Source organism: Vibrio sp. HDW18 (assembly GCF_011306175.1).
In the GTDB taxonomy this organism is placed as follows: Bacteria; Pseudomonadota; Gammaproteobacteria; order Enterobacterales; family Vibrionaceae; genus Vibrio; species Vibrio chanodichtyis.
The window spans coordinates 31,582-44,280 of the sequence record NZ_CP049913.1 but is presented as its reverse complement, the minus strand read 5'-3'; the positions used below and the strand labels follow the sequence as shown (position 1 = coordinate 44,280).

Here is a 12,699-nt window from a genome sequence, read left to right as displayed (position 1 = left end):
GGCTTCACTCTCCTTGTGCTGTGTGGACAATCGCTTTCAAACTATGTTTCGGTGCAGAGAGGGTTTTATAGGTGTTATAGGCCATTAAGAACATTCCCGATAAGAAGATCAGGCCACCAATAAAGCGGGCGGTATAGAATGGATAAGATGCCTGGACTGATTCAACAAAACTGTAAGTTAAAGTGCCATCAGAGTTGACGGCGCGCCACATTAAGCCTTGCATTACCCCAGAAATCCACATAGCAACGATATAGAAAACGGTGCCTATGGTTGCTAACCAGAAATGAGCATTGATCAGGCCAATGGAATACATACGTTCTTGATCAAAAAGACGAGGGATCAAATGATAAATGGAGCCAATCGAGATCATCGCCACCCAACCTAAAGCGCCAGAGTGTACATGGCCAATCGTCCAGTCGGTGTAGTGGGATAGGGCATTGACGGTTTTAATCGACATCATTGGCCCTTCAAACGTCGACATGCCATAGAAGGAGAGAGAGACAATCAAGAAACGCAAAATCGGATCATAACGTAATTTATGCCAAGCTCCAGAGAGCGTCATAATGCCATTGATCATTCCTCCCCAAGATGGCACAAACAGTATCAGTGACATCACCATACCTAACGACTGGGTCCAATCGGGAAGTGCGGTGTAATGTAGGTGGTGTGGGCCAGCCCAAATGTACAGTGAAATCAGCGCCCAAAAATGAACAATCGAGAGACGATAAGAGTAGACCGGACGTTCCGCTTGTTTTGGCACAAAATAATACATCATGCCCAGAAAACCTGCAGTGAGCAGGAAACCAACCGCATTATGACCATACCACCATTGCACCATGGCATCGACCGCTCCTGGATAGATCGAATAGGACTTACCCCATGCAACCGGAAGTGCCATGCTATTGACGATGTGTAATATCGCGACGGTTAGAATAAATGCTCCGAAAAACCAGTTAGCTACATAAATGTGCGAGGTTTTTCGCTTGACTAAAGTGCCAAAGAATACCACGGCATAAGCAACCCATACTGCTGTGATGGCAATATCAATCGGCCATTCTAGCTCGGCATATTCTTTACCTGAGGTGTAACCTAAAGGTAAAGAGATGGCCGCCGACACAATAATCGCTTGCCAGCCCCAAAACGTAAAAGGGATCAACAGCCCACCAAACAAGCGAGTTTGACACGTGCGCTGCACGACATAATATGAGGCTGCAAACAGAGCGCTGGTACCAAATGCAAAAATTACCGCATTAGTATGTAACGGGCGTAAGCGACTATAAGTTAACCAAGGGGTATCAAAATTTAGCTGTGGCCAGACTAATTGAGCGGCAATTAAAACGCCGATCCCCATACCTACGATCCCCAGAGAATAGCCACTAGGGTGAATTGACGAACCACGGTATAGTTGTAGCCGTGTTCAAGCTGCTTTTGTTGGCTCATTTGCATGCGTCCAAGGTTAATTGACTACAAATATGGGATGAGTAAACCGTTTTGAAAAACCATTGGTGATTCTTGTAAAAACAGCGCAAGCAACCGAATTTAGGCATGGATCCTAGGTGCTGTATTTTATCTTTCAGCGGCATTTCAGCAGGGAATATAGTTCAATTAACAATTTAATGACAGAGTGATAACTTTGTGTGTTGTTGGGTTTTTATCTTTTTTTTAAAAATTTGAAGTTTGTTACACGGGGGCAAGTATCCATGGCAGTTGAAAAACTCACCAAAGCACGATTGATTCAAATCATCATCACCTTAGCGATATTAGTTTGTGCTTTCTTATGGCGCACTTTTTCCTATCAGGGTAGCTCACCAAAGCCGTTAGCTTCGATTGGGCAAATCAGCTCATTTTGCCAAGATTGGGATCAAAATGACAAACGAGTGGTAATTCTTGCTGCAGTAAGAGACATTGCTAACAAGCACAACCAAGGATAAAGACTCTAGTTGCTGAAAATATGACAGGTCTAAGTGTTGGCTAATGATCATACTTAACATTGTTAAATGATAAATATGATTATTAGCTATTTTATGGTAAATACAATTATGTTTAATCCCATTTAAGCGGGGGGTATCATAGGCAAGAGAACGGCTGGTGCTTTCAATTTAAGATTTAACATAATATACATAATGCGCATCAATGGCTTGGGCAATTTTCTATAATATGATTATTAATCAATTGGTTGAAATATGAATTCTTAACTGACGTTCTGGCCAATCATAAGTATATTGACTGTCAATCTTGATGGTTTTGGTGGCGACTTGGCAAATTTGATCGTCACCTCGGGTGGTCACTTTTTTTACTACCGCTTGTTTAGTGTGGGAATAATCAAGGTCGATAAAAACATCGCAATAGCCATTGGTTTGTGGCTTGCTTTTTTTCATCGACTTCTCGATTTGTGTTTTGATTTTCTTTGCCACTCGATTGAGCTCGGCATCATCCGCTTGGGCGGATTGATGAGTGAAAAAAAGACTCGTACAGAATATTACTGACCATAAGTATTTCATGCAATAACCTCGTCAGGTTCAGATAAACCAGCAAAATGTAGCGTACTTCTTGGCTGATTTTCTTTGAACTTACCCATTTTTCGGCTCAAGCAGACTTTTCATGCAATGTGGCTGTTGTCAATTAATCAGGCTTAGCGACCTTTTTTTAGCATTGAATTTGACGAGGCAAATCCTTGATGTGGAAATACATTACGGATCCGCTGCTGAATTTTGCGCGGCACTGATTTGCTAAATGTCAGTTTGGCTCCCGTTCTTTGTCGATAGACTTTGAGTCGACCGGAGAATGGCTCATGCTGAGCGATATCCAGTAAATTATGTTTAAAAGTCGGTGGCAAATGGCCTTTACTGTTTATCAGTTGCCCATCTTTGATATTTACCACTAAGACCGGTCTATCTAGTGCGACTAACCAAAAGATAATGATGGCTGCGACCAATATGACATACAACATGTGCATTTCCTTATTCGGATAATAATCGACTGAGATCTTCTTTTAAGCTAGTCACCGTTTTGCTGGCTTTTTCGCTTCGTGATGCTTCACTGAGTAAGTATTCAATGGCGTCAGATAAGGTACAACCTAACTGGTTGGCACGCTGAGATAACTTTTCCCATACCCGATAATCTAAATCGATCGATTTCTTGCGGGTATGAATTTGCTCTGCATTAAAGTGGCGTTTGCGTTTGGCCCGAATCGCTTGCTTGAGCTTATTGTCCAATTCTGGCGCCATATGCTGCTCAATCCATACCAACACTTGGGTAGGTTCATGCTCAATCGCTTTCAGTTTCTGAACCACGGATTCAATTTCACTTTGGTCGATATAATGAGTGATCGCTTGGCCATCTTTCCATTTGTTGATGAGATATTGCCATTTCCAACCACATTCTAAGTTTTCAAGCTGTTGATATTTCATACTAGCCACTTCCTATTGTCTATGGTGACAGCGTAACCCAGCCGAGTTTAACTTTCAATTCTGACCTGCAAAAAAGCGAGTGAGATCATTGTTGAGTAATGCTGTTCGCTAGAGCGCTTTTTCGATATAATTTAGCTCTTTTCAATCAGTTCGATATCTCATGACCCAAAGCATCTGGCGCAGTGTAACGCCTCAATTTGAGCAGTTTAGCCAAGCTCTTGAAAACTACCCTAACCTAGCGCCCACTTCACTGATCGAGATTCAACCTCGCTTAGCCAGTGCATTCGAGCAATTTGTTCATCTGCGTGGTTTTAGCCGAATTTTGTTGATTAACGCGCCAGATAATTCAATTTACCGTACATTTTTCAAACAAGCATTATTAGAGCAAGCGCCCGATGTTCCGGTTTTGAGTACCGAAACGTTAGATATGGCAGAGATTTTTGGCCAAGTAAAAGCCGAAAACGGTCAGGTAACTCAGCATATCTCAGGCTATCTTGCACAAGCCAATGGTGGATATTTGATTGTCTCGGCTAATTTATTGTTAGCCAATCCACGCTGTTGGCCGCTATTGAAAGCAGCGCTACTCGGTGACCCCGTTGCTCCGATGAATTGTGATCCTAAATCGCCAATTTCTGATCTTCCATCAACTTGTTATGATCTCAAATTGATCGTGGTTGGCGATCGTACTCAATTAGGTGATGTGGATTTTCTCGATGCCGATATCCACGCCGGTTTGTGCTTATTTGCAGAACTTGAGCTAGATTTAAAGCTTGATGAGCACACGATTGAACAATATCTCGCTTATTTAGTTTGGTTAGCCGAACGATTTGATTTACCACCACTAACGACTGATGCGATCCAAGCACTGATGACCGCAGGGGCGCGTTATACCGAAGATCAGCATTATGCCCCACTCTGCCTAATGTGGCATCGAGCCCTGCTTGAAGAGGCTTGCTTGGAAGCGCAAGATCAATCAATCAGTGCAGAGCATATTGAGCTGGCCCTAGATAAACGTTATTTGCGTGAATCTTATTTGCCAGAACGAGCGTTAGACGACATTCTTGATGGCCAAGTAATTATTGAAACACAAGGCGAACAAGTTGGCCAAGTCAATGGCTTAACTGTCATTGAAGTCGCTGGGCATCCATTGACTTATGGCGAGCCAGCCCGGATTTCTTGTGTGATCCACTTTGGTGATGGCGATATTTCTGATGTAGAACGTAAAGTCGAATTAGGTGGCAATTTGCATGCAAAAGGCATGATGATCATGCAAGCGTTTGTCAGCAGCGCCTTGGATTTAGATGGCTCATTACCCTTCTCTGCCTCTGTCGTATTTGAACAGTCTTACAGTGAAGTCGATGGCGATAGCGCTTCGTTGGCAGAATTGTGTTCACTGGTCAGTGCATTATCTGAATATCCGATTGATCAACAGATCGCAGTTACGGGCGCGGTGGATCAGTTCGGACGTGTGCAAGCGGTCGGTGGTCTTAATGAAAAAATTGAAGGATTTTATCAAGTTTGTTGTCATCAAGGTTTAACCGGTCAACAAGGGGTCATTTTACCGCGTTCGAATCTTAAACATTTGGTACTGCATAAATCAGTGGTGGCCAGTATCAAGAATGGTGAATTTCATATTTGGCCGGTTTCTACTGTGGATGAGGCGATCCCACTGCTGATGGGCAAACCCTTCCGTGGCGAAGATGAAGACAGCGTGATCGCAAAAATTGCGGAACGAATTGATAATTTTGAAAAACTTGTGCAACCACATGGAATTGTCGAACGGATCAAAAACTGGTTTGACAGGCACTGATCGGACTTGTTTGGCGTACACCTGTTCACTAAGATGCACCCAACAAAAAATGGAGTAATCAATAATGCACAACAAACGTGATTCGTATAATCGAGAAGATCTTTTAGCATCGAGCCAAGGCAAATTATTTGGCGAGGGCTATCCTCAACTCCCAGCGCCTAATATGCTGATGATGGATCGTATTACCAAAATGTCGGAAACTGAGGGTGAGTTTGCTAAAGGGTTAATTATCGCAGAGCTCGATATTACGCCGGATTTGTGGTTTTTTGATTGCCATTTCCCAGGTGATCCAGTGATGCCTGGCTGTTTAGGTCTGGATGCGATGTGGCAGTTAGTGGGCTTTTTCCTCGGCTGGGTTGGTGGTAAAGGTAAAGGCCGTGCGCTTGGGGTTGGTGAAGTTAAGTTTACTGGACAAATTTTACCAACAGCCAAAAAAGTGACTTATGAAATTAATATGAAGCGAGTGGTCAACCGTAAGCTGGTGATGGGCTTAGCTGATGGCCGAGTGCTGGTCGATGGTAAAGAAATTTATGTCGCTAAAGATCTTAAAGTTGGTTTATTCCAAGATACCTCTGCATTCTAAGCTCATTATTTTCTGGTGTTGAACGCATTTTGAGCCAATGTAAAACAGCCCATTGCGGGCTGTTGTTACTGATGTACATTACGGCCTGATGATCAGCCGTGTTGTATGGGAAATTATTTGCAGAGACCAGAAAGCTTATCGTTTCTAGCATCACGCCAACCACCTAACCAATAAGAGCGCACTTCCGTCTGTAGATAGGGACATTCATCATGGGAGCGGCCATTAAGACCCGCTTTGTATCCTTGTGATTGAGCTCTTTCTAGGCGATCACGCTTTTGTCTCTTCATCGTTCAGTCCTCATACGGTAACTTGGGTATAACGTACTACTATTAAACTTGGGTGGCGTTTTTATGACCACATCTTTGAGCATCGATCACTTTTTGGTGTTTCTCAAGTAATAAAAAAGGCACAAACCCAAATCTGTGAGCTTGTGCCCTTCCTGACAAAACTTGTGCCCTTTTTGACAAAGAACGCTATTTTCTACGTAAACCTAGCCATCCCAATATCAATAACAATCCGAAACCTAAGCCAGCCCCTTTACGTTCAGAGACTTGCTGCTCGGTGATCCGCTGTTGAATGTTTGAACTAGTCGCATCCTGAATCGGAACCAACTTCACTGCCACCACGGTTTCATCACGATCCCCGCCGCCACACAATGCATTGTGCGCTGTGCTATCGTAACCGCCATCACATTTCAGTGCAGTGGCCGCAATTACCCCTGCGTCATTAATATCGGCCGCATCGATAATTCGGTATTGGTTATTGCCAGTCAGCGAACCATCATTGGTTAAATCATCTAACCACCAGGCTTGGTTGGCAAAAATTGCCATTCGTTGTTTAGCTTCAGTAGTATCTACGGCTTTGTATGGGTAAATAAAGCCGCGTTTACGGCGTGGTTTACCATCGGTTTCACGGGTATTTTCAGCATCAATTTGGCCGACAATTTCATTGTAATTGTTAATCGCTCCGGCTTTGCCACCGGCACCAGTAAAGAAAATACCCCCGGTTAAAAAGGTCGCTGTCGGAGTGGTTGCCGAAACATCATTCACCACAAATAAGCGATTAGCCGCCGCCCCATTTTCTGGTCGGCTACCGGCACGTTTGGCTTCCCCTAATGCCAGCAGATTTTTATTTACATCGGTTACCACGGAGTTGCTGTGCACATAGTCATCACCAATTTCCGCCGTCGCCCCTACTACTACAGTGGTTTTGGGGCTACCTAGATTAGCATCAAGCTGAAAAATAGACGCTTGCATATAGCTATGGTCGTTATCGTAGGTGTTATAGCCAACTGCATAAATTTGAGTTCCATCGATAATCAAATCTCGCATACTGCCTTGTGATAAACGATTATTATGTCTTGATCCTACATTTTCTCCCCACGATAGCTCAACTGAAGTACCATCTTTTTTCCAGATTGCTGGTTTAGAAGTGAAAAAATTCCCTTCATCATTTCTTTCGGTACGAGACACACTACCAACTGTATATTCACCATCCGTTTTCCAAGCACGGGTATAAAGCGCATTAGCTGCGGTGACATTGTCTGGTGATAACGCTTGAATCGCTCCTGAATTACGGTGATACGTTGTCACGTCACCGGTTTTGACGTTGATCCCAATAGGCTTAGCGTCACTTGTTAGGCTATTTATCACCACGTTTTGTGATTCATCAACAGAAGTGCCCGATGCATCTTTACCAATAAAAGCAATAGAGTTAGGGATTTGAGTTCCATTGAGCTCTGCGTGCCAGCGGTTCCAATGCGGCACGGCCCAAGTTTCACAAATAGCGTAACCAAGCTGGTCATAGCAGTAACTTTCAAAGTCATCCCACTCTTGAATATAAACAAAGGCGTTATCAATCCCAAACGCGACTTCATCGCGGTAACTTAATCCATCCACCGCTCTACCGGCACTGGCTTTTTCAAGCCGAGTTTCTCCGGCTAAAGCGAATGCTGAGCAGTCAATCCCGCCAACACTATTAAGAGTAAAACAGCTCTCAGCAACCGTAACATCGCTTGGTTGAATGGCCACGCCCCATGCACTGCCATAACTCAGGTTAGTCTCTGGGGTAACCTCAATCACATTATAAAGCGCGGCATGGCTTTGAGTGGCGAGCAGTACCGCACTGGCTAAAATCGAACGTTTAAAAGTAATACGACTCATGTTTTCTATTCACTTTCCTGTTGCATCGCTTCAAGCTCTTCCCAACGCTCAAAAGCAATTTCGAGTTCCTGCTCTGTTGCAGTTAACTTGTCTAAAATCGGCTGGGTTTTATCGACAGGCTGACTGAAAAAGTCTGGGCGATTGACGATATCTTGTAATGCAGCGATCTCATTTTCTAACTCTTCCAATCTTTGTGGAAGAGTTTCGAGCTCACGTAGCAGTTTATAAGATAACTTCTTCGGCTTAGTTTTCGAGGGTGCGGATTTGGGAGACTCCTCAACCACTTTTTCTTTTTTGACGATATTTTCAGCAGTCCTAGCTTGTAAAACTTGGGCACGCTGCTGCTGAGCATCATGATAGCCGCCAACAAACTCTTCAATCTTACCGTCACCTTCAAAAATCCAGCTTGAGGTGACGGTATTATCAACAAATTCACGGTCGTGGCTGACCAGCAGCAAAGTACCTTGATAATTGGCAAGCAATTCTTCCAAAAGTTCCAAGGTTTCGATGTCTAAATCGTTAGTTGGTTCATCAAGTACCAATAAATTGTTCGATTTGAGCAAAATACGCGCGAGCAGTAAGCGGTTCTTCTCTCCACCTGAGAGTGCTTTGACCGGGGTTCTGGCGCGTTTAGGGGAAAACAAGAAATCTTGTAGATAACTCAATGCATGACGTAGACGCCCGCCAACCATCACTTCTTGTTTACCATCGGCGAGATTGTCGATGACGGTTTTTTCCGGATCGAGTAGCTCACGGTATTGATCAAAATAAGCCACTTCAAGTTTAGTGCCACAATGCAGCTTGCCACTGTCGGCCTCTAAGTCACCGAGCAACAGCTTGAGCAAGGTACTCTTACCACAACCATTGGCTCCGATTAATGCAATTCGATCACCACGCATAATATTAAAGCTGAAATCATCAACAATCGTTTTACCGCCAATCGAATAGTGTAAGTTTTGTGCTTCAAAGACAATTTTGCCAGAGCGATTAGTATCATCAATTTGCAAATTGACTTTGCCTTGCACTTCACGGCGCTCGCTGCGCTCTTGGCGTAAACGTTTCAGGGCGCGCACGCGTCCTTCATTACGGGTACGGCGCGCTTTGATCCCTTGGCGGATCCACACTTCTTCTTGGGCGAGCTTTTTATCAAACTCTGCATTTTGCAGCTCTTCAACTCGCAGCATCTCCTCTTTTTCCAGCAGATAATTTTCATAATTACCAGGAAATGAGCTCAGTTGGCCACGATCCAAATCGACGATGCGAGTTGCCATCGATTTGATAAAAGCACGGTCGTGTGAGATAAAAATGATCGAACCACGGAAATCTTTGAGAAATCCTTCTAACCATTCAATGGTCGTTACATCAAGATGGTTGGTTGGCTCATCGAGCAGTAACACATCAGGATCACATGCTAAAGCCCGCGCTAACGCCGCTTTACGCTGCCAGCCACCTGAGAGATCGCTAAGTTGAGTATGGCCATCTAATTTCAACGAACCCAGTACATTTTTAATTCGGTCTTCAAAGCGCCAAGCGCCGGCCACTTCAAGCTGCTCTTGAATATGGGCCAGTTGGTTAATGTTGGCTTCACTCGGATCGCTGGCAACTAGATCTAATTGATCTTGATAGATCTTAAGTTGCTCACCGACGCCTTGTAGGCCTGCCGAGACATAGTCAAACACGGTGCCCGCTTGGTTGCGCGGCGGATCTTGCTCTAAACGCGAAACCACCACATCTTGCATCACTTGTACTTTGCCATCATCCAGTACAATTTCACCAGCCAACACCTTCATCAGGGTTGATTTGCCAGCACCATTGCGGCCAACTAAACACACTCTTTCATTTTCTTGTAACGCAAAATCCGCTCTATCCAGTAATGGATGATCACCAAAAGCCAACTGGCTATTATGGATGGTAATTAATGCCATTGTTGTGTAACCACTCTATTAATTCTTGTAAATCAAAAGGCCAGTGCAATTCGCTAGTTTGGTAGGCCACCACAGGAATGGTGACCGCGTAACGAGAAAACAGTTGCTCATCCAAGGCGATATCAACCTGGGTCGCTTGCAGCCCTACTTTATCTAATAATCCTTGAGCCATCTCACACAGATGGCATCCTTGCGTACTGTATAAGGTGATCATGCGCTGCTTAGCTTTGATGGGTGATCAACCAGCAGTTATGGATCTGTTTATTGCGTTCAAAGTCCATTGGTAGAGTCTGCTGTGAGATATTTTGCGCATTAAGCCCTAATCCGTTGAGTGCTTCGATATCCATCTTAAAATGGCGCTTGTTGTTGGAAAATACAATCGTACCTTCTGCACGTAGCAGTCGTTTGAGGTTAGTCATTAAAGTGACATGGTCACGCTGAACGTCAAAGGTTTGCTCCATACGTTTTGAATTTGAAAATGTAGGTGGATCAATAAAAATCAGATCGTACTGGCCTTGAGCATTGGCTAGCCATTGTAGGCAGTCAGCTTGCACATATTGATGCTGGCGACCTATTTGCCCATTTAGCTGCATATTTTCTTTTGCCCACTCAAGGTAGGTTTTCGACATATCGACCGTGGTTGTCGACTTCGCACCGCCGCATGCGGCATGCACCGTGGCCGAGCCTGTATAGGCAAACAAGTTAAGGAAATCTTTACCGTGGGCCATTTGCCCTAAACGGCGGCGCGTAATTTTGTGGTCAAGGAATAAGCCCGTGTCCAGGTAATCATATAAGTTGACGATTAACTGCACACCATACTCATGAATTTGCATGGTTTGTGCCTGTTGTGCCAATTTTTGGTATTGCGCGCTGCCTTTTTGTCGTTCACGAACTTTCAGCACCACATTATTGGCATCCACATCCAATACTTGAATCGCAGCTCGGATAATATCGGTCAGGCGACGTTTGGTTTTCTCTTCCGGAATATCTTTGGGTGCTGCGTATTCTTGGATCATCAGATGATCTTGATAAACATCAATCGCGACGTTGTATTCCGGCAGATCGGCATCGTATAAACGGAAGCAGTCTAAACCTTCACGCTTGGCCCATTTGCCAATTTTGTTAAAGTTTTTCTTTAATCGGTTTGCAAAATCAGGCGCAATGGCGGTTTGTTGAGGGCTAGCTTCGCCGCCTGTCCCTGCTGTTGCATTATTATCACGTACCGCGATAATGTAGTTTTTTTGGTGACAAGGTAACGCGCCGTTATTCAGTTTAAATTGTTTATCCGCACGCATGCGTAAACAACTGAGTAACTCATCAGAGCTAGAGAAAATAGAAGCTTGGCAACCGGAAAATTCCGCTTTGAGCTGAGCACCAAATGCGGTGTATAACGCAATCAAACCTGGATGAGTGCCTAACCGCTCGCCATATGGCGGGTTACAAATCACAATCCCTTGCGCAAAATTTGCTGGACGTTGCACTTTCGCCGCATCACCAAGTGTAAAGGTGATCAAATCGGCGACACCGGCACGACGCGCATTATCTTTTGCGGTTTGTAGTACTCGGCTGTCATTGTCTACGCCATAAAAATGGCTCTCGATTTTTTTGACGCCGCGTTTACCCTGTACACTCGCTTCTGATTTCACGCTTGCCCACAGTTCTGGATCGAAATCTTCTAATGATTCAAAACCCCATTTGTTACGTTGTAATCCAGGCGCGATATTGGCAGCCATCATCGCTGCTTCAATCAGTAACGTACCAGAACCACACATTGGATCCAGCAATGGCTTGCTGGCCTCCCAACCACTACGCAAAATAACTGCAGCGGCTAAAGTTTCGCGCAAGGGAGCTTTACCAGCCTCAGTTCTATAGCCACGAGCGTGTAGACCCGAGCCGACCATATCAATCCCAAGCAGCGCATTTTCTTTGTGTAAACGCACATGAATATGAAGATCCGCAAGATCTTTACTGATCGATGGTCGTGGCAGGTTTTTCTTAGTGAAGCAATCGACGATCGCATCTTTCACTTTCATCGCGCCATACTGGCTGTTACGGATCTCGCGGTTCGTCCCATTAAAATCCACCACTAATTTTTTTGAACTGTGGAAATGGTTAACCCAGTTTACTGATGTGGTTGATAAATAAAGGTCTAAGTCATTTTGACATTTGAACTCAGCGACAATACGAACAAATCTTGATGCGAGACGGCTCCAAAGGCAGCAACGATAAATCTGCTCGTTAGTTGCTTTAAATTTAACCCCGGCCTGAACCGGTTTGGCATCACAGATCCCCAGTTGGCTTAACTCTTCAACTAATAGATTTTCAAGGCCGTTCGACGTCACCGCTAGATATTGATTCATAGTGTTCTTTTGCTGATAAAAATGACCTCGGATTATAACTGACAATCTGAACCATACCTAAAGCTAACTCATCAACCGATCAAAAAATCTCACTTTGCTGGTGATCACCTTGTCGCACTGAACATTTGGTCAGTATGCGCACACTTCTACTCTGTTGCCTGTCAAATAAGCACTTATTAATCAAATTGACTAATTATGCACGTCTATTTTGGTCTATACCATTTGTGATTTACGCTTGTAATTAAGCGACAAATAGCCTCAAACGGGGAATTATTAGCGACCAATTGGCCATCGAATGCTCTAATTAAGCGCTAGTTAGCTATGCCAGTAGTGTTTGAAAATTGTACCGAGCTCACATTGTTTTGTTATGTGGCTGTGTCGATTGAATAAATCGCAGGCAAAAAAAATCGGCTTACGCCGATGAGAAATGAAAGAATCCAATAGAAAAG

At 44.1% G+C, this 12,699-nt stretch carries 11 protein-coding genes and 1 pseudogene; 3 read left to right on the top strand and 9 right to left on the bottom strand.

Annotation, left to right across the window (positions count from 1 at the left end; genetic code table 11):
• Positions 1-4: 4 nt before the first annotated feature.
• Positions 5-1,440, bottom strand: a pseudogene (gene ccoN, locus G7083_RS00190) (cytochrome-c oxidase, cbb3-type subunit I).
• 197 nt (positions 1,441-1,637) lie between these two features.
• Here ccoN and G7083_RS00185 point away from each other — a divergent pair.
• The gene (locus G7083_RS00185) at positions 1,638-1,931 is read left to right on the top strand and encodes a hypothetical protein (protein ID WP_166012977.1); all 294 of its coding nucleotides are present in this window, start codon (positions 1,638-1,640) and stop codon (positions 1,929-1,931) included.
• A gap of 237 nt (positions 1,932-2,168) precedes the next feature.
• Here the strand turns inward: G7083_RS00185 and G7083_RS00180 are convergent, their stop codons facing one another.
• The 3 genes from G7083_RS00180 to matP form a co-directional block, all read right to left on the bottom strand.
• Positions 2,169-2,501, bottom strand: coding sequence for a hypothetical protein (locus G7083_RS00180; RefSeq protein ID WP_166013015.1), 333 nt, complete (start codon positions 2,499-2,501; stop codon positions 2,169-2,171).
• Positions 2,502-2,632: 131 nt separating this feature from the next.
• Positions 2,633-2,950 carry a DUF3634 family protein gene (locus G7083_RS00175; RefSeq protein WP_166013014.1) on the bottom strand — a complete coding sequence of 106 codons (318 nt, stop codon included), beginning with the start codon at positions 2,948-2,950 and terminating at the stop codon, positions 2,633-2,635.
• 10 nt (positions 2,951-2,960) lie between these two features.
• Entirely contained in the window at positions 2,961-3,410 is a 450-nt protein-coding gene (gene matP / locus G7083_RS00170) for a macrodomain Ter protein MatP (RefSeq protein ID WP_166013013.1), read from the bottom strand.
• A gap of 160 nt (positions 3,411-3,570) precedes the next feature.
• Here matP and G7083_RS00165 point away from each other — a divergent pair, with 160 nt between their 5' ends.
• Entirely contained in the window at positions 3,571-5,220 is a 1,650-nt protein-coding gene (locus G7083_RS00165; protein WP_166013012.1) for a Lon protease family protein, read from the top strand.
• 64 nt (positions 5,221-5,284) lie between these two features.
• Positions 5,285-5,803, top strand: a complete 519-nt coding sequence (gene fabA / locus G7083_RS00160) for a bifunctional 3-hydroxydecanoyl-ACP dehydratase/trans-2-decenoyl-ACP isomerase (RefSeq protein WP_166013011.1) — start codon at positions 5,285-5,287, stop codon at positions 5,801-5,803.
• Between the two features lie 113 nt (positions 5,804-5,916).
• Here fabA and rmf read toward each other — a convergent pair whose 3' ends face one another.
• From rmf to rlmKL, 5 genes are all read right to left on the bottom strand, one after another.
• On the bottom strand, positions 5,917-6,090 hold the full coding sequence (gene rmf, locus G7083_RS00155) for a ribosome modulation factor (protein WP_166013010.1): 174 nt from the start codon (positions 6,088-6,090) through the stop codon (positions 5,917-5,919).
• A gap of 186 nt (positions 6,091-6,276) precedes the next feature.
• Complete coding sequence (locus G7083_RS00150; RefSeq protein WP_166013009.1) at positions 6,277-7,965, bottom strand: DUF3466 family protein; 1,689 nt, start codon at positions 7,963-7,965, stop codon at positions 6,277-6,279.
• 5 nt (positions 7,966-7,970) lie between these two features.
• Entirely contained in the window at positions 7,971-9,890 is a 1,920-nt protein-coding gene (locus tag G7083_RS00145) for an ABC transporter ATP-binding protein (RefSeq protein ID WP_166013008.1), read from the bottom strand.
• Complete coding sequence (locus G7083_RS00140) at positions 9,868-10,104, bottom strand: glutaredoxin family protein (protein WP_166013007.1); 237 nt, start codon at positions 10,102-10,104, stop codon at positions 9,868-9,870. The genes G7083_RS00145 and G7083_RS00140 overlap by 23 nt, the downstream gene beginning before the upstream one ends.
• A 7-nt stretch (positions 10,105-10,111) precedes the next feature.
• Positions 10,112-12,250 (bottom strand): bifunctional 23S rRNA (guanine(2069)-N(7))-methyltransferase RlmK/23S rRNA (guanine(2445)-N(2))-methyltransferase RlmL, encoded by a 2,139-nt coding sequence (gene rlmKL / locus G7083_RS00135; RefSeq protein WP_166013006.1) that lies wholly within the window; start codon positions 12,248-12,250, stop codon positions 10,112-10,114.
• Between the last annotated feature and the right edge of the window lie 449 nt (positions 12,251-12,699).